This is a genomic window from Sulfitobacter sp. S190 (assembly GCF_025141935.1).
In the GTDB taxonomy this organism is placed as follows: domain Bacteria; phylum Pseudomonadota; class Alphaproteobacteria; order Rhodobacterales; family Rhodobacteraceae; genus Sulfitobacter.
Map to the genome: position 1 here is coordinate 905,945 of NZ_CP081120.1, position 23,988 is coordinate 929,932.

Consider the following 23,988-nt stretch of genomic DNA (forward strand, 5'->3'; position numbering starts at 1 on the left):
GTCGATATCGGTCGGCATCGCCCGCGCGCGGTCTTAGGGGGTGCGTCAAAGGGCGATGCGGGCGTAAGCGGTCTTAAACAAGCCGAACAAGGCGCGGCTGTCGTGCGTGATCACGCGCGCCTCATCGCTATTTGGTGCGATTTCATCCAGTGCTGCACAGGTCTGTTGCCATTCTGCGGGGGCAGGGGGGATCGAGAAATACTGCTCGGCCTGACGCACTTGCGCATCGGTCGCGGCGATCCATGATTTGCGCAGCATCTGCGTGCCAAGGCGGGATCCGGCAAGGATGTAGTCAACGGCAAGGGGATGGGCCTTTGGGCAAGCCATTTGCTCAAGATCTTGCGCATCGCGCAGCACGGCGAGATCTGCTGACAACGCGTCTATCATCACGGGCAACCGCGGATCGCCTGACGTGGTTGCCATCGCCTTAAAACAGATTAGGTGCAGACGAAAGAACTGGGCCAGCCCGTGTTGCGATTGCAGGTCCCATGCGGAAATCAGTTGGTCAACGGCGTCATGATCCGCTTGGGTGTCACGGCGCAGGGTCCAGCGAAACCCCTCTTTGGCGGCTGTGCTCACTGCAACAGCTTTTCGATGCAACGCGAAAGCGTTCCTTCGTCAACCGGTTTGGTCAGGATCGGCACCTGACGGAGCGTTTCGGGCAATTCGATCGACGATCCGTATCCGGTTACAAAGATGAAAGGCACGCCCGCCTCGATCAAATGCTCCGCAATCGAGAACGATACAACGCCCCGCAAATTCATGTCGAGCACGGCAAAATCAAAGCCGCCCTTCTTTGCCAGCTTCATACCTGCTTCGACGGTGGATGCCGTCTCCACATTGCTCGTGCCGAGGTGGGTCAGCGTTTCAACCATGTCCATGGCCAGCACGACATTGTCCTCGACCAGCAGCGCACTCTTGTCCGACGCGGCCATCTCTATAACCCCCACGCTACCAACCAGCTTGACCTCCGTCTCCGCCTCGAGATCGACAAGGTTTTCACCCGGCAGTTCGAACGAAAACGTCACACCGCCCGGCGCGAATGACAGCACCGCGTGCCCGTCGAATTCATAGGTGATGGCCTTCTCGACGAGCGATCTGCCAAACCCGTGGCGGGTGGGTTCTTCGACAGGAGGGCCGCCAAGCTCTTTCCAGCTGAGTTTCAGCATATCGTCACTGACCGACCATTGCACCCGAACGATGCCGTCGGGCGTGGACAGCGCCCCGTATTTCACAGCGTTCGAAACGATTTCATGCATCACCAGCGCGATGATCGGCGCAACATCTGCCCGCAGACCAATCTTGGGGCCCGTCAGCAAGACCTGCGACGCATCATCCGTCAGGAAAGGCTGCAATTCGGTTTCCAGAACGCTGCGCAGGGATACGCCGTTCATGCTGTTGGACACAGCAAGGTCATGCGCGGCAGCGAGCGCCGAAATCCGCTGCTCGAGCGCGAGCGCGTAGCTTTCGAGCGAGGCAGACGAGCTTTTGGCCTGCCGTGACAGGGACCGGATCAGCGCGAGGATATTTTTGACGCGGTGGTTCAATTCGGCAATCATCAAATCCTGCTGGCGCTGGTGCGTGACAAGGTCCTGATGCCGCATCAGCTGGACCCGTTCGCCCTTGGCAGCGATCTGGGTCAGCAAGATCTGTATTTCCCGCGCTGCGGCAAGTTCCGAGGCGGTCCAAGGGTTGCCGAAACCGCGCTGGCTCTCGACATAGGCATCGAACGATCCGCGTGGGGTGATCCGCGGACCCAGCGGCCCTGCGTCCAATTTCTTTTCCGGCTTTCCGGCCCAGTTGAGGCTTCGGATTTTTTCGTCGCGAAAGAACATCAACTGCATCGGGTAGGCCGCAGTGGCCCTGATAAGAAGTGCGCCCGCGCTGGCGCCAAGCTCCGCCCCGTTTACCAGATCGCTTTGCGTCAGATTTTCGATACCTAGGATCACGTCCTCCTGCGTATCGTCGTAGCGGCTGATCCCTGCAATCGCATCATGGCTTGGCGCGCTGCCATGGATCAGCGTCTTGCCTTCGTAGGTCACGGCCAGACCGTCGCACTCGATGACCTCGGCGAGGATCGGGGCAAGCGACTGGAACGAATGAAGGAAATCGGTGTTCGCATCGGTCTCCGCCAGAATGCGCTCCCGCGCTTCGGCCGCTTTGTGACGGCGTCTCGTCTCCGAGATATCCATCCGTTGCTTGATAAGCAGGGACACCATTTGCCCGAAAAGCTCTACCGCGATGCGGACATCCGACCCGATGACACGCGGGCTCAGATGATGGCAGGCGAACATGCCCCACAAACGCCCGTCAACCACCAGCCCGATCGTCAGCGTCGCCCCCACGCCCATGTTGGAGAGGTATTCAACATGAATTGGCGATATTCCCCGCAGGTGCGCCAACGACATATCCAGCGGCGGCAATTTCTTGTCATATGCCAAAACGGGCACCGGATCCTGCGCCACGTCCGTGAGCATCCGCAGGGGGTTCTTGATCTGCAACGCGCGAGCCTGCTCCGGCACGTCCCACGCGGGATAGCGCAGACCAAGAAAGCTGGTCGCGGCGCCGCTGCGCATTTCTGCCACCACTTCGCCATCGCCATTTTCCGCATAACGGTAGGCAAGTACGCGGTCGTATCCGGTCAACGCACCCAGGCCGACAACGCATGCGTCCAGCATCTTTTCGATGCTGTCGCGTGATCCAGCGGACGCAAGGTACTTGCGCATCTCGTCAATCGGAGCTTTGCGGTGGGAGGGCGTTTCGGTCGGGGCGCGTTCGAATTCGACCACTGATTGGTTCTGCGGATTTACGTGCAGGTAGATTTCGAAATCACCGGCATCCAGCGTGTAGCGACCCAGACGCTCGCGTTGTGTCCGTGCTGTCGAGATGCTCGCAAGGTTGCGCAGATCGTGGGTGATCTGCTCACCGATCGCCTTTGAGAACGCCGAGCCGAGCAAGACCTGCGGTTCGATCCCGAGATATTCGGCAACATTGGCGCTGCAATACTCGATCTTGGACAGATCACTTGGACCCGCAAGCAGCGCGCCGAAGGGCTGGATCCGACCGGGTGTGTGTATGGGTTCCAGATCGCAGGTATCCAATGACAGATCGCCGTGCAGCTGTGTCGCAGTATTGTCCAAGTCTGAAAGTCCCCCTCGACTAGCAGTGCAAATTAGATGCGCCGGTCGGCAGGTCAAGCCGAATAAAACAGGTAGTTTGCGCTATTTTTCCGGCCCTTAAAGAAAAGACAGACTGCGGAGCCATGATCGCCCCCGCAACGGGGCGTTTGAACGTCACAAGTTCCCATTTGACGTTGACAAGTCGATCAAATGGTACGATGTGGAACTATATAGTTCGATACCGTACTAATGGAGTTTGCTATGAACAGACGTGGATTTCTCAAGATGACCGGTGGTGGTGTCATACTCGCCGCAGCGACGGGCGGTGCCTTTGTGACCACCCGCAGACCTGACGCGGCTCTCGCTCCTTGGCAAACTGCGGGCACGTACGTGGACCCGCGCATGAACGCCCTGTCGCACGCCATTCTCGCCCCCAATCCGCACAACCGTCAGCCTTGGATCGTGCGGCTGGATGGCGACGACGGCGCGACGCTGTTTTTCGACACGGAGAAACAGTTGCCGCACACTGACCCCTTTGACCGCCAGCTTACGATCGGACTGGGATGCTTTCTGGAGCTGATGCGCATGGCTGCGGCGGCCGACGGCTATGCCGTGGAAACGAAGCTGTTCCCGCAGGGCGAAGACGCGCAATCTCTCGACAACCGGCCTGTGGCGACGGTCCGTTTCACCAAGTCGTCGGTCGCGCCTGATGCCTTGTTTGACCATGTGATGCAGCGGCGCTCCAACAAGGAACCGTTCGATACCGACCGGACCATCCATGCCGAAACGCTTTCACGCATATTGCAAACACCGACGACCGCACGCGTGGGGGGATCGATTGCACCCGATGATGTGGCGTTCTGGCGGGCGCTGACAACGCAGGCGCTGCATGTCGAAATCGAAACGCCCCGTACCTTCAAGGAAAGCGTGGATCTGTTCCGCATCGGCAAAGCCGAAATCAACGCCAATCCCGACGGTATCGATTTTGGCGGTCCCTTGTTCGAGGCGCTGTCCCATGCGGGCATCATGACCCGCGAAGCATCGCTCGACACAGGGTCGCAGGCCTACATTCAGGGGGTCGCCGCCGTCACGGAAAACACGCAGACCGCGATGGGCCATCTATGGCTTGTCAGTGACACCAACACGCGTGCCGACCAGATCGCGTGCGGGGCCGACTGGCTGCGCATCAATCTTGCCTGCACGCGCGAGGGTCTGGGGTTCCAGCCTCTCAGCCAGCCCCTTCAGGAATATCCAGAGATGAGCGCACATTTCGCGACCACGCACGCACGGCTCGCACCCGGTGGCGGGACGGTTCAAATGCTCGCACGTATCGGCTACGGTCCCGGGGTCGAGGTCAGCCCACGCTGGCCCATCGAGGCCAAGATAGGAACCATGTGACCCAGGACGAAGCCAGAGCGGCCGAAGTATTCGGCTTCTTCAACGAGATCGGGATTATCAACCAGCTGTCGAGTGCGATGTTCGCCAAAAGCCTGCCGGACGGTGTGCACCCGTCGCATTTTTCGATCCTCAATCACCTGTCCCGCCTCGGAGATGGCAAATCTCCGGTGCGGATCGCGGCAGCCATGCAGGTGACGAAAAATACCATGACCCATTCGCTCAGGGTGCTCGCAGATCGCGATTTCATTGTGGTGCGACCCGATCCCGCGGATGGCAGGGCCAAGCTGGTGTTCCTGACCGACGCAGGAAGGGCGTTTCGCGATGATGCAATTGTGCGGGTCTCACAGGAATTCGGCCATGTCATAGGTGCCGATCAACTCGCAATCATGGAACGGGTGCGCGATGATTTGTCGGAATTGCGCAAACATCTCGACAACAATCGCTAGCCGGTTGCGGGCAGGTGGCCTGGATACGTCCGCATCAAGCTCAGGTCTGGTGCGATATGTTCATGCGCCACACAGCGTCCTCAGCCGCTTCCAGCGCACCTTCGATAAAGCCGCCAAATCCGGTGGCGACTTCCGTGCCCGCAAGTACCAATCGGCCGTCCCATAGATCGCGCAATTCCGGCGGCATGCCGTAACTGGGATGGGCCGCAAGGGGGCGGTGGTCCGACGGTGTCGCCGTACAGGGTTCGGTCGCCCAATCCATAATCGTCACGTCCAGCGGTGATAGGGCATCCGGTCCGAAAATCCGGCCCAGCTGCGCTATAACCTGCCGCTGCAACGCGGCTCTATCGCGCCTGTGCTCCGGCGGCACTCCGACAAACCCGAATATTGCGTAAGGCCCGCCATCTGCGGGCGATGCGTCATGCATTTCGACCATCGGCCCATGCCGGCTCATTGCCGTACCCGACAGCCCCGCTTTGCGCCAGAACGGACGCTCGTAAACGGCAACAACCTTGGCCTGTCCCGCCATCCACGTGGGAATGCCCTGCAACGCCTGCACCGCGGCGGCGGGTAAAGCGGGTGTAAAGTGCAGATGCGCGGCGATCCTCGGGGGCAGGCAAAGAACCACCTTCTGTGCCGACAGATTCGTGCCATCGGCGAGTGTCGCGCTGATACCGTTGTCGGTTTGGCACAGGGCCGTGACGCGGGCGTCGATACGGATGGTTTCGGCAGGCAGCCCCTGCGCCAGCGCCTGCGTGAGCGTGGTCAGCCCGCCTTCCATCCGCCAGCTGCCCTGCATCGGGGACATGCCGCTCAGATGTTGCACCTGCCCCGACGCATCCTCGAGAACCGTCAGGCCCGCTGCATGTTGTTGAAACCTGTGTAATCCGAACCGGTTGATCAGCGCCGCGATACGCGGCTGGCCATCCCAGAACCACGCAGGCCCCGTATCAAATGTGGCGCCGTCCACCGAAACCGATGCAATGCGCCCGCCCAAACGCTGACGTGCCTCAACCAGCATGAACGGGCGGCCCGCGCGGTGCAGAGCATCGGCCACAGCCAGTCCACTCAGGCCGCCACCGATGACGAGAACCCCCACCGAAAGCGCCTAGACCGCTGGCGGGCGGGCGTAGGGCAGATGCCCGGTCTTGTACCAGAGCGTCGCCCCCTCCGGGCCGCCGTGCGCGCGCAGGGTCTGACCTTCGGGCAGGCGCAGCCAATCGCCTTTGCCCAGCGTGTCACCCTCCAGATCCAGCATGCCGTCGATGATCAACACCTCGATCCCGCCGGTGTCGTCGATGGCAAAGGGGACCGATGGATCGACACGGCTGAAGCGGACGACTTCACGCGCATCTCGGTGCAATTCGGCCGTCGCCACACCCGCGACCGGCGCGGGCAAGGCATCGTGCATATCCTTGCGGAACTGGACACGGTCTTCGCTGTCGAACTGCCAAAGCTTGACGAAAATGGTGCATCCACCCGCGGCACCGGGCGTGTGCGAAGACGTTGGCGGATTGCGCACATAGGTTCCTGCAGGGTAATCGCCGTGCTCGTCCTGAAAGACCCCGTCGAGCACGATGAACTCCTCGCCTCCGGTGTGCGTGTGGGCCGAAAAAGACGATCCGGGCGCATAGCGAACGATCGACGTCGCCCGCGCCACTTCACCGCCAATCCGGTCGAGCATGCGACGATCGACACCCGGCATTGGCGACGGTGTCCAAGCGATCTGTTCTGAACGGACCAAGGCAGGCTGCGTAAAATCTGCGTTCAATTCCATAGGTGCGCCTCTTGTGCTTGTTTCTTCCTACCTTCGCGCTGGCGGGTCGGAATGACAAGCGGAGCACCGCTGCAGGTCACGGCGATGTGAGACAGGGCGCGACGGGAAATACGGTCTAGTCGTCGAGATAGGCCGCAATTGCGCTTTGCGTGCCTTGATCCCAGACAAGGGTCAACCAGTAGGAAAACCGCTCGGAGAAACGTTTGTTTTGCCCCAGATCGCCGTAGAATTTCTCCTGATCGATCCATGTCTGAGGCGCCGACCGTGCCGCCGCCGCCTGCGTGGTCAAAACATCCCAATGGGGATCGTTTGCCTCGATCATGCTGCCATCTTCGCGGGTCCCTGCGCACATGCGGGCCCAAAGCGCCTCGATCAGGACGAGCCCGTCCAGCGGTGCATCGACGGCAAGCGCGTCGCGGATGATCGGATGCAAGAAACCCGCGTGGCGCGATGAGCCGTCGAACGCGACGCGGCGGGTGGTATCGCGGATTTCGGGGTTGGCAAACCGTTTGCTGATCAGATCGACATAGGCAGAGGGCTGCATGCCGGGCACCGCTTCCACATGCGGCACGATCTCGGTCATTTCGACCTTATGGAACATGTCCCGGATGAGCGGGTTTGCCATTGTCCCGGCGATGGTTTCCACCGACAGCAATTCGCCGGGCGTGGCAATAATCTGGTGGCCTGCATTCAAAAGGCGCAGTTTCATGGCCTCGAAGCTGTGTACGTCATCGGTGAAGGTCACCCCGACGTGGTCCCACGGGGGGCGGCCGGCGCAGAACTTGTCCTCGATGACCCACTGGCGGAAATTCTCGTGGGTCACGGGGGCTGCATCGTCAACGCCAAAGCTGCGCGCCAAGGCCAGCTCGGACGGGCCGGTTGCCGGTACGATGCAATCGACCATCGCGTTGGGGAAGGTGACGTTGCTGTCGATCCAGTCTGCCAACGCGAGATCGCTCAGCCGCGCGAGGCCCAGAATGGTCTGGCGCAGGATATCGCCATTGCCTTGCAGGTTATCGCAGCTTTGGCAGGTGAAAGGCCCGGCGCCGTTTTTCTTGCGATGCTTGAGCGCCGCGATCATCGCCCCAAAAGCGGTCTGCGGCGTGTCGGGGTGGGCGGCATCGTGCGCGATGTCGGGGTGGCCCGCATCGAACGACCCATCGGCGGCGACGTAATACCCGCCCTCCGTTACCGTCAGGGCAACGATGCGAATGGCGGGATCGCTCATCTGTGCAATGAGGGGGCCATTGTCGGTCGCCACGGGAATAAACCCGATCATCGCGCCGGTGACTTCCGCCGATTTTCCCGACGGATCCAGTTCGATCAGCGTGGTGAGACAGTCCTGCGACAGCATGCGGTCACGCTGTGCGGCATCTGCAGGGCGCACACCTGCGCCCAGTATCGCCCAGTCGTGCGCCAGACCGTCGTCCATCAACCGATGCAGATACCACGCCTGATGCGCGCGGTGAAAGTTGCCCAGACCAATGTGCACGATACCCGGCGTAAGATCGGCACGGTCATAGCGCGGTGTGCGCACAGCCTCGGAAAGAAGCGGGAGGTTTGCGATATTCAGCTGCATCAGCTCATCCATTGGCCGCCGTCGACGTTGTACGTCTGCGACACGATATAATCAGAGTCGGAAGAGGCGAGGAAAACGGCCATTCCCGTCAGATCCTCCGGCACGGCGAAACGGCCTGCGGGCACGCCCGCTTCGACCTCCGCTTTCTTCTGGCCGGGGGCCTTGCCTTCGAGTTTTGCAAACATCGCATCCACGTGGACCCAATGCTCCCCATCGACCACACCAGGGGCGATGGCGTTGACGTTGATGTCATGCTTGATCAGGTTCAGACCAGCCGATTGGGTCATCGAAATGACCGCGGCCTTGGTCGAGCAATAAACCAGCACCAGACTTTCGCCGCGCCGTCCGGCTTGCGACGCCATGTTGATAATCTTGCCGCCATGGCCCTGCGCGATCATCTGGCGGGCCGCTGCCTGCATGGTAAAAAGCGTCCCTGCAACATTCACGGCATAAAGCCGCTCAAAGCTTTCGCGGGTGATATCGACCGTTTCGGCGGCATCAAACAGGGCGGCGTTGTTGATCAGGATATCGATCTTGCCCGCCTGTGCGACCACCGTTACGATCGCTGCGTCGATGCTGGCCTGATCGGCCACATCCAGCGCCACGGGGTAGGCGGTGCCGCCGATGTCTTCGGCCGCCGCGCGCGCGGCATCGACGTTGATGTCCCCGATGGCAACGGTCGCACCCTCTGCCGCGAACGCTTTGGCAAAGCCCAGCCCGATGCCACGGGCAGCACCCGTGATCAGGGCCGATTTACCTGCAAGCCGGTTCATTTTTCCAACCGCAGCCCTTGCGCGTCAAAGCGGTGCAGCTGGGCAAGGTCTGGTGTGAGATAGATGTCGTCCCCGTGACGCGCTTCGATGTCGCCGGTGATGCGCACGGTCATCATGTCCATCAAACCTGTCTCGTGGACGTGGATGAACGTATCGGACCCCAAATGCTCGGCAACGCCGACGGTCCCTTTCCACATGCCTTCGGTTTTTGACACATTCAGATGCTCGGGCCGGATACCGATCGTGTCGGCGCCGTGCTTTTGGGCTTCCTGTCCGGTGATCAGGTTCATTTTCGGAGAACCGATAAAGCCCGCGACAAACTTGTTTTTTGGCTTGTGATACAGGTCCAGCGGTGAGCCGACCTGCTCGATGACGCCGGCCTGCAGCACGACGATCTTGTCGGCCATTGTCATCGCTTCGACCTGGTCGTGGGTGACATAGATCATCGTGGTATTAAGCTTTTTGTGAAGCTCCGAGATTTCGAGACGCATGCCGACACGCAGGGCCGCATCAAGGTTCGACAGGGGCTCGTCAAACAGGAATGCCGAAGGTTCGCGCACGATAGCACGGCCGATGGCGACGCGCTGGCGCTGGCCGCCCGACAGCTGGCCCGGACGGCGGTCGAGATAATCCGTCAGGTTCAGCGCCTTGGCTGCGGCTTCGATCTTCTCTTTCTGCGTGGCCTCGTCAATTCCGGCCATGCGCATCGGAAACGCGATGTTCTTGCGCACCGACATATGCGGATAAAGCGCGTAGGACTGGAACACCATCGCCAGCCCGCGCTTGGCAGGGGGCAATTGGGTGGCGTCGTTCCCATCAATGCTGATGTGGCCAGAGGTGGTATCCTCGAGACCGGCAATCAGGCGCAGCAGGGTGGACTTGCCACAGCCCGACGGGCCGACGAATACGACGAACTCGCCTTCGTTGATTTCGAGATCCAGCGGCGGGATGACCTGCGTTTCGCCAAAGCTCTTGGTGACTTGGTTGAGGGTGATCTGTCCCATTATTTGACGGCTCCGAATGTAAGGCCCCGAACGAGCTGTTTTTGTGAAAACCAGCCCATGATGAGAATTGGCGCAATGGCCATCATCGAGGCGGCAGATAGTTTGGCATAGAACAGACCCTCGGGCGCCGAGAAGCTGGCGATGAAGGCGGTAAGCGGTGCGGCATTCACTGTGGTCAGCAAGATGGTCCAGAACGCTTCGTTCCATGCGAGGATAATGTTGAGCAGGATGGTCGACGCAATGCCCGGTACGGCCATCGGTGTCAGCACATAGAGGATTTCGGATCTGAGGTTCGCGCCGTCCATCCGGGACGCCTCGAGGATCTCGCCGGGAATTTCCCTAAAATACGTGTACAGCATCCAGACGATAATCGGCAGGTTGATCAACATCAGCACGACGATCAGCAAAATGCGGCTGTCCATCAGACCGAGCCATTTCGCCAGCAGCACCATCGGATAAAGCACACCGACCGCGGGCAGCATTTTGGTCGACAGCATCCACAACAGCACGTCCTTGGTGCGTTTGCCGGGGACAAAGGCCATCGACCACGCGGCAGGCACGGCCACCAGAATACCCAGCAGCGTCGAGCCGACCGCGATAATGATGGAGTTCATCAGCGCTTTGGGATAGTTCGACCGCTCTTGAACCGCGGTATAGTTTTCCAGCGTCCAGTCAAAGAAGAACCAGACAGGCGGGTCCGCAATCGCGGTCGCTTCGGATTTGAACGATGTCAGAAACGTCCACATGATCGGAAAGAACATCAGCAGACCAAAGCTCCACGCGAGGGCGCTCCAGAGGATCTTGTTCTTGGTTGTGACGGCGCGGGCCATGTTGTGATCCCTCTTATTTATCGAGATTTTTGCCGACGATGCGCATCAGGAAGATGGCAACGATGTTGGCAAGAATGACGGCGATGATGCCACCCGCAGACCCAAGGCCGACGTTCTGGCTTTCGAGGACGCGCTGGTAGACCAGATAGGTCAGCGTGCGGGTGCCGAAGGCGCCATTGGTGGTCACGAAGATTTCGGCGAAGATAGACAGCAGGAAAATCGTCTGGATCAGGATCACGACGGTAATCGCGCGGCTCAGATGCGGCAGGATGATGAAGCGGAAACGCGACAGGGCAGGGGCGCCGTCCATCTCGGCAGCCTCGAGCTGCTCGCTGTCCAGCGATTGCACTGCTGTCAGCAGAATGAGCGTCGCAAAGGGCAACCATTGCCACGCAACGATAATCACGATCGAAAAGATCGGCGCCTGGCTGAGAAAGTCGTAAGGCTGCATGCCTAGAAACTTGTAAAGGTATGAGAACAGGCCGTTATCCACGTTGAAGAACATGTTCTTCCACACCAGCGCCGATACCGTTGGCATCACGAAAAACGGCGCAATGACAAGGATGCGAACGATGCCCTGCCCGAACATTGGCCGATCCAGCAAAAGCGCCATCAGGACGCCCCCGATAATGGTGATGAACAAGATGCCCCCGACCATCCACAAGGTGGTGCTGACCGCCTTGAGGAAAGATCCCGATGACAGGAAGCGTCCGTAATTGTCAAACCCGACCCAGGCTTCGAATATCCCGCGCAGGGGGCGGTAATCCGCGAACGAGAAATACAAGGTCATACACAGCGGGATCAGCATCCACACCAGCAGCAGAAAAACGGCTGGTGCAATCATGAACTGGGCTGCAGAACGGGAATGGGTGGTCGACATGACAAGTCTCCTGTCGGGACGATGGCCGATTTGAACCGATATTTACGAAAGCCCGCGACAGGGCTTGCGAAAAGATCGAGACGAATGGGGGAGAGGTGTGCGGGCGGCGGTCAGGGCCGCCACCCGCGTGATGCTTGCCTCAGGGCTTAGTAGCCTGCAGCTTCCATTGCTTCGGTGGTGATCTCTTGCGCGTTGGCAAGTGCTTCTTCCACTGTCTGCTGGCCCGCATACGCTGCCGAGAACTCCTGGCTCACTTCGGACGCGATACCCGCAAACTCGGGGATGGCTGCGAACTGGATGCCGACGTATGGGCTCGGATCAACGGTGGAGTCCGTTGGATCAGCCGACAGGATCGAGTCGAGCGTCATTTTCGCGAAGGGAACCGACTGGTAGTCGGGGTTTTCGTACAGCGATGTACGCGCACCCGGAGGTACGTTTGCCCAACCTTCGTTTTCGGCAACCAGCTTGATGTACTCCTTGGAAGTGGCCCATTCGATGAACTGCTTGGCTTCTGCCTGCTGCTGGGAGCCCGCAGGAATTGCCAGTGCCCATGCCCACAGCCAGTTGGACCGCTTGCCCAGACCGGTGTCGGGTGCCAGTGCAAAGCCCACGCTGTCGGCAACGGTGGAGTCTGTCGGGTTTGTCACGAAGGACGCAGCAACAGTCGCGTCGATCCACATGCCGCAGCGGCCCTGTTGGAACAGCGACAGGTTTTCGTTGAAGCCGTTGGTCGCGTAACCGGCGGGGCCGGATTCGTCCATCATGTCCTTGAAGAAGTTGACCGTGTTGGACCATGCTTCGCTGTCAAACTGGGCGTTCCAGTCTTCGTCGAACCAGCGTGCGCCGAAGGAGTTGGACATCGCGGTGATGAATGCACCACCTTCGCCCCAACCGGCTTTGCCGCGCAGGCAGATGCCGTTGATTTCGGCGTCGCGGTCGGTCATTGCGGCCGCAGCTTCACGCACGAATTCCCATGTGGGCGCTTCCGGCATTTCCAGACCCGCTTTTTCCATCAGGTCGGTGCGGTACATGATCATGGAGCTTTCGCCGTAGAACGGTGCCGCGTACAGCGTGCCGTCGTGGCTCAGGCCGCCTGCCATTGCGGGCAGGATGTCGTCTACGTCATATTCGGCGGACAGATCGTCCAGTGGCACCAGCCAGCCGTTTGCACCCCAGATGGGTGTTTCGTACATGCCGATTGTCATGATGTCGAACGAACCACCGTTGGTGGTGATGTCCGTGGTGACACGCTGGCGCAGAACGTTTTCTTCCAGTGTGACCCACTCGACCGCGATGCCGGTCTCTTCGGTGAACTGGTCGGTATAACCTTGCATACGCACCATGTCGCCGTTGTTCACGGTGGCCACGGTGATCGTTTTGGAATGACCATCCGCAGCTGCCAGACCGGCCATAAGGCCGAGGCTAACCGCGCTGGTAAGCAGTGTTTTCGTAATAGACATTGGCGTCCTCCCTTTTACGTGCGTTCAAATTTAGACGAGGCTTTGACGCTTCGTCAATGCCGGTCTGCAATTTGCGCATGGCTGACCGTCAATTTTCGCGGGATCTCAGGCGGAATCGCGGATCCGCAAGTCACCATCAAACAGCTTAACAAACTGTTCATCTTGATTTTTTTGCGCATGTATTGATCCGACAAGCCGGGAAACTGCCGCGCGTCCAATTTCGTCGACGTTCTGCGCGACCGTGGTCAGCCTGGGGACGGTAAAGGGGCAAAGCGGGTAATCATCGTGCCCCATGATTCGTAATCCGCCGCTGCGTTTGGCGCCCGGTTCGAGCCCGTGCGAGGCCGCAGAGCGCAGCGCCCCGATTGCCACGCGGTCGTTGGCACACAGCACTGACGCCTCCAGCAATCGCCCCGCAGCGAACTCCCGGTCCAGGACGGCACGTCCGTGCGCCTCGAACGGCAAAACATCGTCCACGGCCTCGGTCCCGATGATCTGTGGCTCAAAGCCCAGCTCTTCCATCTTTGCGACATAGGCGTGTTCGCGTTCCATCGCGTTGAAGTTCACGCGCGGCATGGCCAGAAACACAGGCGGCGCGCCGACGCGGCACAGGTATTCTGTCGCCAGTCCGGTACTTTGCACGTGATTCGAGCCGACAAAATCGACCTCAGGCATGGTGGTCGGGCGCGAATCCACTAGAACGAAGGGCAGGCGGGATCGCAGGCGTTCGTGCACTTTCATGTCGCTGTGATTGCCGAGCGGCGCGACCAGCGCACCATCGACGCTCATGGACATGAATGTCTCCGCGGCCCGCGCCTCGATCAGCGGGTCGGAATGCGAGCATTGGGTGATGACAGTGAAGCCCGCCTCCATCGCGGCGCGTTCGATCGCTTCGAGCAGTTTGGTAAAGAAAAGGTCGTTAAGATACGGAATGATGACCCCGATCATGCCCGTGGATTTCCGGTTCATGCGCGTGGCGAAAAAATTCGGAACATATTCAACGCGTTCCAGCCCCTGTGCGATGCGCGCGCGCGATGTTTTGCTTACGCGTTCGGGGTCCTGAAAATATCGTGATAAGGTAGGCCGCGAGACGCCGATCGCACCGGCGAGCTCTTCCATAGTATCAATGCGCCGTTTCGGCGTTCTGGGCGTAAGCGGTCCCGACATCAAACTCTCCGTGTCACATGTGTTATTAAATGTATCATAATATTTTACACGTGGTAAAAAAAATTCGAGATTGGTGCGAAAATCTGTAAAAAAATGGCTGCCGATCCGCGGCAAAAAGAAAATGGACCGCGCCTGTCGGGCTACGGTCCATTGTTTTGACTGCGCAGAGATGGACGGTCAGAGCGTGACCCATGCCCCGTTGCGCTTTGATGAGCGGACGCAGGCGTCAACAAATTCGACACCCCTTAGACCATCATAGATGTCAGGATACACGACCTCGGGCGCGGCGCTCTTGCCGTCTTGTGCGGCGGTGATGGCCTCCGCGGCTTCGGAATAGATGTTCGCAAACCCCTCCAGATACCCTTCGGGGTGTCCGGGCGGGATCCGGCTCAGACGCGCTGCGGCATCCCCGGCGCCCGCGCCGTTGCGGGTGATCAGGCGTTTGGGTTCGCCGAACGGCGTAAACCACAGGTAGTTCGGATCCTCTTGCGCCCATTCGATCCCGCCCTTGTCGCCGTAGACTCTGATCCGCAGGGCGTTTTCGTTGCCCGGCGCCACTTGGCTACACCACAGCATGCCTTTCGCACCGCCGGTAAACCGCAGCATCACGTGACCGTTGTCATCGACCTGCCGGCCCGGCACAAAGGCATCCAGATCAGCGGCGAGACTTTCGACCTCCAATCCGGTGATGAACCGCGCGAGGTTGTGGGCGTGGGTGCCGATATCGCCGGTCGACCCACCGGCGCCCGAGCGTGCGGGGTCGGTGCGCCATTCGGCCTGTTTGAAATCCTCCTGCCGGGTCAGCCAGTCCTGCGGGTATTCGACCTGAACCACCCGGATTTTTCCGATGTCACCCGCCGCCACCATGGCCTGGGCCTGCCGGACCATCGGATATCCGGTGTAATTGTGCGTCAGGATGAACAGGGCATCAGACGCCTCGACCGCTTTGACAAGCTTTTTGGCGTCCGACAGCGTGGACGTCAGCGACTTGTCGCAGATGACGTGGATGCCGCGTTTGAGGAATTCACGGGCGGCGGCATAGTGGACGTGGTTGGGCGTCACGATCGCCACAGCATCAATGCCGTCCTTGCGCCGCGCTTCGCGGATCGCCATCGTCTTGTAGTCATCGTAGACGCGGGGCAGGCCAAGCGCTTCTCCTGACGCGCGTGACTTTTCCGGCGTGGAGGACAACGCGCCCGCGACAAGCTCGTATCTGTCGTCGATGCGGGATGCGATCCTGTGCACGCCACCGATGAACGCATCGTTGCCGCCGCCTACCATTCCCAGCTTGATCCGTGCCATATCAGTCGATCCCCAGCATCTTGCGGTTTGCCGCGTCATCCGTGCCGCCATCGGCGAAATCGTCAAATGCACGCTCGGTGACACGTATGATGTGATCGGACACGAACTGCGCCCCTTCGCGGGCGCCGTCCTCGGGATGTTTCAAACAGCATTCCCATTCCACAACGGCCCAGCCGTCGAAATCATTTGCCGCCATCTTGGAAAAGATCGCTGCAAAATCGACCTGCCCGTCACCAAGGCTGCGGAACCGCCCCGCGCGATCGACCCACGGCTGATACCCCGAATAGACGCCCTGCCGGCCGGTCGGATTGAATTCCGCATCCTTGACGTGGAACATCTTGATCCGGTCCTTGTAGATATCGATGTTGTCGAGATAATCGAGGCATTGCAGCACATAGTGCGACGGATCATAGAGCATGTTGCACCGCGCGTGACCGTTCAGCCGCTCGAGAAACATCTCGAATGTGACCCCGTCGTGCAGGTCCTCACCGGGGTGGATTTCGTAGCATATGTTGACGTCATTGTCCTCTGCATGATCGAGGATCGGCCGCCAGCGATTTGCGAGCTCGTCAAACGCCGTTTCAATCAAACCGGCCGGGCGTTGCGGCCACGGATAGACGTAGGGCCACGCCAGTGCCCCCGAAAATGTCACGTGGTTCTTGATCCCCATGTTGGCCGAGGCAGAGATCGCTTTCATGACCTGATCAACGGCCCATTCTTGACGCGCCTTGGGGTTGCCATGCACGCTGGGGTCGGCGAACCCGTCAAAGGCACTGTCGTAGGCGGGGTGGACCGCCACAAGCTGACCTTGCAGATGCGTCGAAAGCTCCGTGACCTCGACGCCGTTCTGCGCGGCCTGTCCCTTGAACGTGTCGCAGTAGTCCTTGCTGTCGGCCGCCTTGGCCAGATCGAAAAGGCGCGCGTCCCAGCTGGGCACCTGCACTCCTTTATAGCCGCAATCGGCGGCCCATTTGGTGATGCTGTCCCACGAATTGAACGGCGCTTCGTCACCTGCGAACTGCGCCAGAAACAGCGCCGGTCCCTTGATCGTTTTCATATCGGATCCTCCCAAATCGTTCTGCCGCGTCAGGGCGGCATGTTTTCCTTCAGATAAATATCGATGCGGATACGTTCCTGCGCCAGGTTGATGGGCAGCCGGTCGCTGTTGGCGCGCATGATGCGCACGGCGCTGCGGACTAGATGACCCGCGTCTTGGCTGATGACACAGTCGAATACGCCCTTGGCCAGCGCATCGCGCGACAGTGGGGTCAGCTCATGGGCCACCACCACGGGCCGGTTGGGCATCGGGTGTTGCGCGAAATACCGCAGCAGCCCGTCGTTGCCCGCCGCCGAAGAGTAGATGCCGACAATATCGGGATTGTCCTCGAACGCGCCGGGCAGCAGCCTCTGGATAAGGTCCGGATCATCGCGCCCCTCGAGCGATGCCAGAACCGCAAGATGGGGGAAATCGCGCGCCATCACTTCGTCAAAACCCAACCGGCGTTCCAGATGGTCGCGGGCCAGCATCGAGCCCGTCAGCACCAGCACCTTGCCCGGCGCGCGGCTCAGGAAACGCCCCAGCAACTGGGCGGCCGTCCGACCCGCGGCCACGTTGTCGACGCCCACGTAATTGTCCCGCTCGGAACTGGGGATGTCGGCCACGAGCGATACGACAGACACATCATGCGCCTTCAGATGCGCGATGGCATCGCGGACGGATGGGGTCTCGGGGCCGAACACGGCTACGCCGTCGACCTTTTGGGGATCGATCGCGCCGATGGCCTCGGCCAGCTCTATGGGGTCGAACGCGGCAACGCGCACAAAGGACAATTTCGTGCGTTCGTGGCGCAGGCTTTGCGCCAGCTGGGTGATCTGTGTTTCCAGCAACGAGATGAATTCATTGTCGTTGGAGGGCAGGATGAAGGTGAAATGATACACCCGCCCCCGCGCCAGATTAGCCGCCGCGGAATCGCGTACATACCCCAGCTGGGCAATGGCGCTGTTGACCTTCTTGACGGTCGTTTCGCGCACGCCGGGCCGTGCGTTCAATACCCTGTCCACGGTCGCAAGACTGACCTCAGCGACACGGGCAATGTCGTTGATGGTCGGGTTGGACAGGGGTTCTTGGTCTTGCTTCATTCGGTCCTTCTGACACCAGGTTTATGCTTTAGCCAGCCCTTCGAAAAGGCGCGCCACCGCCTCTGCGCCGGGGTCGTTGTGCCCAATCAGGTTGTCTTCGGGCACGTAGGATGCGCGCCCGGCCTTGGCGGTACCCATCGCCGCCGTGGCATCCGCCCCCGACCGCGCCGCCGCCGCCGCCGCCGCGATGCCGTCGGGCAGGGCGCGCAAGGCAGGCTCGAGCGCGTCGATCATCGTCCGATCTCCAAGCGATGCACCGCCGACCTGACCGATCCTTTCCAGCCCCGCCAACAGGGCCTTGGGGGTCGATTTCCCGTTGGCGCAGGCATCGCCCGTCGCCCCGAAGAAGATGGCGAGGATGACGCCCGATGATCCGCCCATGGTCTGGCTCAACTCTGTGCTGAGGGCGCGAAACAGCTGTGTGTGATCGGCAAGCGGCATGCGGTCGAGCGCCCCCTGAAGGGCGCGCGCGGCGGTGGCAAGCGTGCTGCCGGTGTCGCCGTCGCCTGATTTTGCATCGAGCGCGTTCAGCGCTTCCTGTGCGCCGAGCAGGATCTCGCAGGCCTCCGAGATGACCGCGCGTGTCTTGTCATTGGCCGATGCGATGGGCTGGATGGGGCTGAGCCCATCGGGCAATGGGCGTGTCTGCACAGGCGCCACCGCCGAAAGGCCCGGCCACGCCGATACGCCAACCTGCGCGGCCAGCAACGACAGGTTTGCGCTGTCGACCGGCAGCACCGAGACCGAGAATCCGTGCATGTCCAGCGATGTCATCAAGGGCGCAGGCCCGACGATGTGGCTGATGTTGCGGGCCTTGTCCGACTGCGCCAACTCATGCGCCAGCACCGCCATTTCGAGAGGTGTGGTGCCGCCGAGATTGTTGAGAATGGCAACATGTCCCCCCTCCGATATCCGGTCCGAGAGTTTGTCGAGCACCATGTCCATCGCGTTGCGGGCATCGACAAAATCGACCTGCTGCACACCCGCTTCGCCATGAATGCCAAGACCGAGCTCGGCCTTGCCTGCGGCGATACGGTCCTCCTTGCGCGATCCGGGCACGGTGCAGGTATCCAGCGACATGCCGATAGAGGCCATGCTGGCAATGGTGCGTTCTGCAGCTTGGGTGACGGTGTCCAGATCGGCGCCGTCTTCGGCCAATGCGCCCGCGATCTTGTGCACGAAAAGTGTGCCTGCCACGCCGCGCGGCTGGGGCAGGTGCGGCAGGGCGATGTCATCGTCGACCACCACCATTTCCACGCGCAGCCCGAAGGCCCGCGCGCGTTCGGCGGCCAGCCCGTAGTTCAGCCTGTCACCGGTGTAGTTCTTGACGATCAGCAAACATCCGGCGTCCCCCGTGACGGCAAGGATCCCCGCCAGCACCGCATCCACCGAGGGGGAGGCGAAAACCTCGCCACATACCGCTGCCGTCAGCATGCCCGCGCCCACAAACCCGGCGTGTGCCGGTTCATGGCCCGACCCGCCGCCCGAAATCAGCGCTACGCGGGATTTGTCCCAGTCGGCACGGCATACGACCTTGATATGGGGATAGCCGTCCAGCCGCGTCAGCGCACCGCCGCTGGTTTCGAGAATGCCGTCGATGGCATCGGTCACAAGCGTTTGCGTATCGTTGATGAATTGGCTCATGGCTGTGTCCTTTTCAGAGAATGCGCGCGCCCTGCGCGTCAAAGCAAAGCGGGTTTTTGGGCGAAATCCGAAGCTGCGCGCCGGGTTCGTAGTCGTGATCGGGAATGGCAAGCGTCGTGATCGCGTGCCCGTGCAGGTCAAGGTGAAGCCGTGTCTGGTCGCCCAGCTGTTCGACACGTTTCACGGTGGCTTGCGCGCCTTCGCCCTGCGCGATGTGTTCAGGGCGCATGCCGATCTGGGCGGCGCCGTTCGGGGCGTGACCGAACAGGTCGGCGGGCACAATGTTGATGCGCGGCAGGCCAAGGCGGCTGGCGACGTAGACCGAATTGGGGTTCTCGTAGATTTCACGCGGCGTGCCGTATTGCACCAGTTTGCCGTGATTCAGCACCCCGACATGGGTGGCCATCGTCATCGCTTCGATCTGGTCGTGGGTCACGTAAAGCAGTGTCGCGCCGAGGCTGGCGTGGATACGCTTGAGCTCGACGCGCAAATCGGTGCGCAGCTTGGCATCCAGCGAGCTAAGCGGTTCATCCATTAGATAAATCGCCGGATCCCGCACCAGCGCGCGGCCGATTGAAACGCGCTGCATCTCACCGCCTGAAAGGGCCGTCGCCTTGTTGTCGAGCTTGTGGCTGATCTGCAAGACATCCGCGACCTCGGCGACTTTGCGTTCGATTTCATCGGCAGGTGTCTTCAGGACCGGCGATTTCAACGGGAAGGCCAGGTTTTCGCGCACCGTCAGATGCGGGTAGAGCGAGTATTGCTGGAACACCATCGCCACATCGCGCTGGGCGGGGGTTTCCTGCGCGACGTTGCGCCCGCCGATCCAGACCTCGCCGGCGTCGGCCTTTTCCAGCCCCGAAATCAGCCGCAGCGTTGTCGTCTTGCCCGCGCCGGTGGGACCCAGTAGCACGACAAATGCGCCGTCGGGCACCGTCATGGAGATGTCCGAAATGCCCACGTCAGAACCGTAGGATTTGCTCAGGTTCTTCAGGACGACCTCAGCCATGGGTCAACACCTCGTCGTTGAGTTCGGAGCGCAGGGCGCGACCGGTCTGCCGGTCAAAAAGGGTGATGCGCCGCGGGTCAAACCCGAGGCCCACCCGTTCGCCGACCTTCGCGATCTGGTCGCTGGCGATGCGGGCCTTGAGCTCACCATTCGGGGTATCGAGGGTGATGATCTGGGTCGTGCCAAGGTATTCGGAGGCCAGAACTTCGCCGCGGTAGCCGCCGCTGTCGGACAGGCTGATGTGTTCGGGGCGTACGCCGAACACCAGTTTGCCGCGCGCGCCCTGCATCTGGCGCGGCACGCCGACGGTTTGATCACCCAGCGTGACGGACGTGGCGCCCTCTGCCGCAACCCCTTCGAAATCAAGGAAATTCATCGAAGGAGAGCCGATGAAATCGGCGACGAACATGGTGGCGGGTTTGTCGTAGATCTGTTGCGGCGTGCCGAACTGTTCGACCACCGCGTTGTTCATCACGACGATCTTGTCGCCCATCTGCATCGCTTCGAGCTGGTCGTGGGTGACATAGACGGTGGTGGCGCCCATGCGGTCGTGCAGGGCGCGCAGTTCTTCGGACATGTGCTCGCGGAATTCCGCGTCCAGCGCGCCGAGTGGTTCGTCCATCATGAAGGCTTTGGGATCGCGCACGATGGCGCGGCCCAGAGCCACGCGCTGGCGGTCGCCGCCCGACAGGCCGCCGACGGGGCGGTTGAGGATGTCGGTAATGCCGAGAATGCCCGCGACCTCTTCGACCTTGGTCTTTACGTCGCGCCGGGCCATGCCCTGGCTGATCAGCGGATAGCTGAGGTTCTTGCGCACGTTCATATGCGGATAGAGTGCGAACATCTGGAAAACAAAGGCAATATCGCGCTGGCTGGGGGGCTTCTGGCTGATCTCCTCACCGTCGAGATAGATCTCGCCGGAGGTGGGCAACTCCAGCCCCGCGATCATCCGCAGGGTGGTCGTCTTGCCGCAGCCCGAGGGGCCGAGCAGCATGAAGAATTCGCCGTCCTCGATGGTGAAGCTGGATTCGCGCACGGCGTTGAAATCGCCGAAATCCTTGCGGATGTTCTTGATGATGATCTGGGCCACGTAGCTATTCCCTGAAGTGCGAAACGATGATGAACATGACCGTTCCGACAAGCGTCACGATGAACGAGTAGGTGTAGAGCCACAGCGCGAAAGGCTGCATCAGCATGAAGACGCCAAGGCCGATCAGGATGGTCGCCAGCATTTCCCAGGAGCCGCGTTTGAAGCGGGCCAGACCGGTGAAGAATTTGCTCATGGGGTGGCCTTTCGCAGGGTGTCACACGATGTGCACAGACTGTGCACCGCGCGTGCATACATCGGGGTGGGGGCCGCGCGGATCATTTGCGCACCGCGCCGAAGGTGATCCCGCGCAACAGGTGCTTGCGCAGCAGGATGGTGAAGATCATCACCGGCAGCAAAAAGATCGTGGCGCCGGCCGCGACTGCGGGCCAATCGAGCCCGCCGACGCCGATGATGGTCGGGATGAAGGGGGGCGCCGTCTGTGCCGTGCCAGAGGTCAGCAGCACGGCAAAGGCGTATTCGTTCCACGCGAAAATCAGGCAGAAGATGGCCGTCGATGCGATGCCGGTCGCGGCCTGCGGCAGCACCACCTTGTAGAAGGCCTGAAACCTTGTGTAGCCGTCGATCAGTGCCGCCTCTTCGTACTCGAGGGGGATTTCGTCGATGAAGCCCTTGAGCAGCCAGACCGCGAGGCTGATGTTGACGCCGGTGTAGAGCAGGATCATGCCAAGGTGCGTATCGGACAGACCCAGTTGCCGGTACATCAGGAAGATCGGAATCGCCACCGCGATGGGGGGCATCATGCGCGTGCTGAGAATGAAGAACAGCAGATCGTCGGCGAAGGGGATCTTGAACCGCGAAAAGGCGTAGGCGGCCAGCGTGCCCAGAAAGATCGACAGGAAGGTCGAGCCGAAACCGATGATCACCGAGTTGAGGAACCGTTCGCCGAATTTCGAGGGGCCCGCGATGACCATGTCGTATTCGCGCACGATTTCCTCGTACCAGGTTTGCGGGGGATTGGCGGCGAGGAATTCTTCGGTCTGGCGGGTGCGGGTGGTGAAAAGGTTCACATAGCCTTCGAGTGTCGGCTCGAACACGACCTTGGGCGGGTAGCTGATTGCATCGGCGGGGGATTTGAAGCCGGTCATCATGATCCAGACCAGCGGCACCATGGTGATGAGCGCGTAGAGGATGACCATCGTGCCTGCGAACCATTTGGAGCGCCGCGAGGGTTCGGTGACGGAGAAGCTGCTCATACGTGTGGGTCCGGGTTATGGGGCAGGGGGAGGAGGGGGGCTGTCTGCCCCCCGCGCGTGCGCGCCCCCCCGAGAGTTTCAGTGGCAAGATGAAGGATGGCGTGCGCCATGATCAGCGTTCCTTTACCTTGTTGAGGGCCTTGACGTAGATGCTGGCCAGACCGAAGACCGTCACGAAGAGGATGATCGCGTAGGCGCTGGCGTAGCCGGTGCGCCATTTCTCGAAGGCTTCGCGTTTGAGGTTGATGGAGGTCAGTTCGGTCGTGGAGCCGGGGCCCCCGCCGGTGAGCTGCACCACCAGATCGAACATCTTGAAATTCTCGATGCCGCGAAACAGGATCGCCAGCATCAGGAAGGGCAGCACCATCGGGATGGTGATGGTGAAGAATTGCCGCAGTTTGGAGGCGCGGTCGACCTCGGCGGCCTCGTAGATGTAGTCGGGGATAGAGCGCAGGCCGGCCAGGCAGATCAGCATCACGAAGGGCGTCCACATCCAGGTGTCCACGATCACGATCGACCAGGGCGCCAGTTCCACGCTGCCGAGCATTTCGAAGCTGGAGGGATCGCGCCCGGTGAGGAAGCCCACCACGTAGTTGAACAGCCCGATCTGCGGTTGGTAGAGGAATTTCCAGAAGTTGCCGACCACGGCGGGCGACAGCATCATGGGCAGCACGATGATGGTGGTCCACAGATCGTTGCCCTTGAATTTCTTGTTGATCAGGTAGGCCAGCGTGAAGCCGATCAGCACCTGGAAGAAGATTGTCCAGAACAGGAAGTGCGCCGTGGCCTGCATGTTCAGCCAGATGTCGCTGTCGGTCAGGATGCGTTCGTAATTGCGCAGGCCCACGTTCTTGACCTCGCGGCCGATGCGGTTGGCCTTAAAGTTGGTGAAGCTGAGATTGATCGTCCAGATCAGCGGAAAGATGTTGATGGCCAGCAGCAGGAAGATTGTCGGACCCACGAAGATCCATGCGATGGCGCGGTCGCTGAGGCCCTTGATCTTGCGGGCGACGCGGGGCGGTGTGGCGGCCGCGGCGCGGGTGGCTGGCGTATCTGACATGGGTGTGCTGGTCCGGCGATTGGGTGCAGGGGAGGCCCGCCCCGACGCGATGTCGGGGCGTTGCCGTTGGTATCGGCGCCCGGGGAGGGGCGCCGCG

At 60.8% G+C, this 23,988-nt stretch carries 22 protein-coding genes; 2 read left to right on the forward strand and 20 right to left on the reverse strand.

Features of this window, described 5'->3' with window-relative positions:
• Window positions 1-45: 45 nt before the first annotated feature.
• Complete coding sequence (locus K3756_RS04810; protein WP_259991436.1) at window positions 46-579, reverse strand: hypothetical protein; 534 nt, start codon at window positions 577-579, stop codon at window positions 46-48.
• The gene (locus K3756_RS04815; RefSeq protein ID WP_259991438.1) at window positions 576-3,140 is read right to left on the reverse strand and encodes an HWE histidine kinase domain-containing protein; all 2,565 of its coding nucleotides are present in this window, start codon (window positions 3,138-3,140) and stop codon (window positions 576-578) included. The genes K3756_RS04810 and K3756_RS04815 overlap by 4 nt, the downstream gene beginning before the upstream one ends.
• Before the next feature lie 240 nt (window positions 3,141-3,380).
• On the opposite strand from K3756_RS04815, the gene K3756_RS04820 reads away from it, so the two are divergent.
• Together K3756_RS04820 and K3756_RS04825 are read left to right on the forward strand one after the other, a co-directional pair.
• The gene (locus K3756_RS04820) at window positions 3,381-4,517 is read left to right on the forward strand and encodes an Acg family FMN-binding oxidoreductase (RefSeq protein ID WP_259991440.1); all 1,137 of its coding nucleotides are present in this window, start codon (window positions 3,381-3,383) and stop codon (window positions 4,515-4,517) included.
• Window positions 4,514-4,963 carry a MarR family winged helix-turn-helix transcriptional regulator gene (locus K3756_RS04825; RefSeq protein ID WP_259991442.1) on the forward strand — a complete coding sequence of 150 codons (450 nt, stop codon included), beginning with the start codon at window positions 4,514-4,516 and terminating at the stop codon, window positions 4,961-4,963. The genes K3756_RS04820 and K3756_RS04825 overlap by 4 nt, the downstream gene beginning before the upstream one ends.
• A 40-nt stretch (window positions 4,964-5,003) precedes the next feature.
• Here the strand turns inward: K3756_RS04825 and K3756_RS04830 are convergent, their stop codons facing one another.
• The 18 genes from K3756_RS04830 to K3756_RS04915 all read right to left on the reverse strand — a co-directional run bounded on the left by K3756_RS04830 (window position 5,004) and on the right by K3756_RS04915 (window position 23,891).
• A complete protein-coding gene (locus K3756_RS04830) occupies window positions 5,004-6,062 on the reverse strand; it encodes an NAD(P)/FAD-dependent oxidoreductase (RefSeq protein WP_259991444.1) in 1,059 nt (352 codons plus the stop codon).
• A 9-nt stretch (window positions 6,063-6,071) separates the two neighbouring features.
• Window positions 6,072-6,740, reverse strand: coding sequence for a cupin domain-containing protein (locus K3756_RS04835; protein WP_259991446.1), 669 nt, complete (start codon window positions 6,738-6,740; stop codon window positions 6,072-6,074).
• A gap of 115 nt (window positions 6,741-6,855) precedes the next feature.
• Entirely contained in the window at window positions 6,856-8,319 is a 1,464-nt protein-coding gene (locus K3756_RS04840; RefSeq protein ID WP_259991448.1) for a mannitol dehydrogenase family protein, read from the reverse strand.
• A complete protein-coding gene (locus K3756_RS04845) occupies window positions 8,319-9,092 on the reverse strand; it encodes an L-iditol 2-dehydrogenase (protein ID WP_259991450.1) in 774 nt (257 codons plus the stop codon). Before K3756_RS04845 ends, K3756_RS04840 begins: the two co-directional genes overlap by 1 nt.
• Window positions 9,089-10,096: an ABC transporter ATP-binding protein gene (locus K3756_RS04850; protein ID WP_259991452.1), complete on the reverse strand. Its 1,008-nt coding sequence runs from the start codon at window positions 10,094-10,096 to the stop codon at window positions 9,089-9,091. Before K3756_RS04850 ends, K3756_RS04845 begins: the two co-directional genes overlap by 4 nt.
• On the reverse strand, window positions 10,096-10,926 hold the full coding sequence (locus K3756_RS04855) for a carbohydrate ABC transporter permease (protein ID WP_259991454.1): 831 nt from the start codon (window positions 10,924-10,926) through the stop codon (window positions 10,096-10,098). The genes K3756_RS04850 and K3756_RS04855 overlap by 1 nt, the downstream gene beginning before the upstream one ends.
• A 13-nt stretch (window positions 10,927-10,939) precedes the next feature.
• Window positions 10,940-11,806: a carbohydrate ABC transporter permease gene (locus tag K3756_RS04860; RefSeq protein ID WP_259991456.1), complete on the reverse strand. Its 867-nt coding sequence runs from the start codon at window positions 11,804-11,806 to the stop codon at window positions 10,940-10,942.
• A gap of 146 nt (window positions 11,807-11,952) precedes the next feature.
• Entirely contained in the window at window positions 11,953-13,266 is a 1,314-nt protein-coding gene (locus K3756_RS04865) for a sugar ABC transporter substrate-binding protein (RefSeq protein ID WP_259991458.1), read from the reverse strand.
• 105 nt (window positions 13,267-13,371) lie between these two features.
• Window positions 13,372-14,547 carry a LacI family DNA-binding transcriptional regulator gene (locus K3756_RS04870; protein ID WP_259991460.1) on the reverse strand — a complete coding sequence of 392 codons (1,176 nt, stop codon included), beginning with the start codon at window positions 14,545-14,547 and terminating at the stop codon, window positions 13,372-13,374.
• Between the two features lie 63 nt (window positions 14,548-14,610).
• On the reverse strand, window positions 14,611-15,735 hold the full coding sequence (locus tag K3756_RS04875; RefSeq protein WP_259991462.1) for a Gfo/Idh/MocA family protein: 1,125 nt from the start codon (window positions 15,733-15,735) through the stop codon (window positions 14,611-14,613).
• A gap of 1 nt (window position 15,736) precedes the next feature.
• Window positions 15,737-16,792 carry a sugar phosphate isomerase/epimerase gene (locus tag K3756_RS04880; RefSeq protein ID WP_259991464.1) on the reverse strand — a complete coding sequence of 352 codons (1,056 nt, stop codon included), beginning with the start codon at window positions 16,790-16,792 and terminating at the stop codon, window positions 15,737-15,739.
• Between the two features lie 29 nt (window positions 16,793-16,821).
• On the reverse strand, window positions 16,822-17,874 hold the full coding sequence (locus K3756_RS04885; RefSeq protein ID WP_259991466.1) for a LacI family DNA-binding transcriptional regulator: 1,053 nt from the start codon (window positions 17,872-17,874) through the stop codon (window positions 16,822-16,824).
• Window positions 17,875-17,895: 21 nt separating this feature from the next.
• The gene (locus tag K3756_RS04890; RefSeq protein ID WP_259991468.1) at window positions 17,896-19,518 is read right to left on the reverse strand and encodes a dihydroxyacetone kinase subunit DhaK; all 1,623 of its coding nucleotides are present in this window, start codon (window positions 19,516-19,518) and stop codon (window positions 17,896-17,898) included.
• Between the two features lie 13 nt (window positions 19,519-19,531).
• Window positions 19,532-20,527, reverse strand: coding sequence for an ABC transporter ATP-binding protein (locus K3756_RS04895; protein WP_259991470.1), 996 nt, complete (start codon window positions 20,525-20,527; stop codon window positions 19,532-19,534).
• Window positions 20,520-21,617 carry an ABC transporter ATP-binding protein gene (locus tag K3756_RS04900; RefSeq protein WP_259991472.1) on the reverse strand — a complete coding sequence of 366 codons (1,098 nt, stop codon included), beginning with the start codon at window positions 21,615-21,617 and terminating at the stop codon, window positions 20,520-20,522. The genes K3756_RS04895 and K3756_RS04900 overlap by 8 nt, the downstream gene beginning before the upstream one ends.
• Before the next feature lie 4 nt (window positions 21,618-21,621).
• The gene (locus tag K3756_RS04905; protein WP_259991474.1) at window positions 21,622-21,810 is read right to left on the reverse strand and encodes a hypothetical protein; all 189 of its coding nucleotides are present in this window, start codon (window positions 21,808-21,810) and stop codon (window positions 21,622-21,624) included.
• Between the two features lie 82 nt (window positions 21,811-21,892).
• A complete protein-coding gene (locus K3756_RS04910; RefSeq protein ID WP_259991476.1) occupies window positions 21,893-22,831 on the reverse strand; it encodes a carbohydrate ABC transporter permease in 939 nt (312 codons plus the stop codon).
• Between the two features lie 112 nt (window positions 22,832-22,943).
• Entirely contained in the window at window positions 22,944-23,891 is a 948-nt protein-coding gene (locus tag K3756_RS04915) for a carbohydrate ABC transporter permease (RefSeq protein ID WP_259991478.1), read from the reverse strand.
• Window positions 23,892-23,988: the final 97 nt, after the last annotated feature.

What these genes read in the sequence shown, in the direction of transcription:
- K3756_RS04820 (WP_259991440.1), top strand. Translation starts at nt 3,381, where the DNA reads ATGAACAGACGTGGATTTCTCAAGATGACCGGTGGTGGTGTCATACTC.
- K3756_RS04835 (WP_259991446.1), bottom strand. Translation starts at nt 6,740, where the DNA reads ATGGAATTGAACGCAGATTTTACGCAGCCTGCCTTGGTCCGTTCAGAA.
- K3756_RS04840 (WP_259991448.1), bottom strand. Translation starts at nt 8,319, where the DNA reads ATGCAGCTGAATATCGCAAACCTCCCGCTTCTTTCCGAGGCTGTGCGC.
- K3756_RS04845 (WP_259991450.1), bottom strand. Translation starts at nt 9,092, where the DNA reads ATGAACCGGCTTGCAGGTAAATCGGCCCTGATCACGGGTGCTGCCCGT.
- K3756_RS04850 (WP_259991452.1), bottom strand. Translation starts at nt 10,096, where the DNA reads ATGGGACAGATCACCCTCAACCAAGTCACCAAGAGCTTTGGCGAAACG.
- K3756_RS04855 (WP_259991454.1), bottom strand. Translation starts at nt 10,926, where the DNA reads ATGGCCCGCGCCGTCACAACCAAGAACAAGATCCTCTGGAGCGCCCTC.
- K3756_RS04860 (WP_259991456.1), bottom strand. Translation starts at nt 11,806, where the DNA reads ATGTCGACCACCCATTCCCGTTCTGCAGCCCAGTTCATGATTGCACCA.
- K3756_RS04865 (WP_259991458.1), bottom strand. Translation starts at nt 13,266, where the DNA reads ATGTCTATTACGAAAACACTGCTTACCAGCGCGGTTAGCCTCGGCCTT.
- K3756_RS04875 (WP_259991462.1), bottom strand. Translation starts at nt 15,735, where the DNA reads ATGGCACGGATCAAGCTGGGAATGGTAGGCGGCGGCAACGATGCGTTC.
- K3756_RS04880 (WP_259991464.1), bottom strand. Translation starts at nt 16,792, where the DNA reads ATGAAAACGATCAAGGGACCGGCGCTGTTTCTGGCGCAGTTCGCAGGT.
- K3756_RS04885 (WP_259991466.1), bottom strand. Translation starts at nt 17,874, where the DNA reads ATGAAGCAAGACCAAGAACCCCTGTCCAACCCGACCATCAACGACATT.
- K3756_RS04890 (WP_259991468.1), bottom strand. Translation starts at nt 19,518, where the DNA reads ATGAGCCAATTCATCAACGATACGCAAACGCTTGTGACCGATGCCATC.
- K3756_RS04895 (WP_259991470.1), bottom strand. Translation starts at nt 20,527, where the DNA reads ATGGCTGAGGTCGTCCTGAAGAACCTGAGCAAATCCTACGGTTCTGAC.
- K3756_RS04905 (WP_259991474.1), bottom strand. Translation starts at nt 21,810, where the DNA reads ATGAGCAAATTCTTCACCGGTCTGGCCCGCTTCAAACGCGGCTCCTGG.
- K3756_RS04910 (WP_259991476.1), bottom strand. Translation starts at nt 22,831, where the DNA reads ATGAGCAGCTTCTCCGTCACCGAACCCTCGCGGCGCTCCAAATGGTTC.
- K3756_RS04915 (WP_259991478.1), bottom strand. Translation starts at nt 23,891, where the DNA reads ATGTCAGATACGCCAGCCACCCGCGCCGCGGCCGCCACACCGCCCCGC.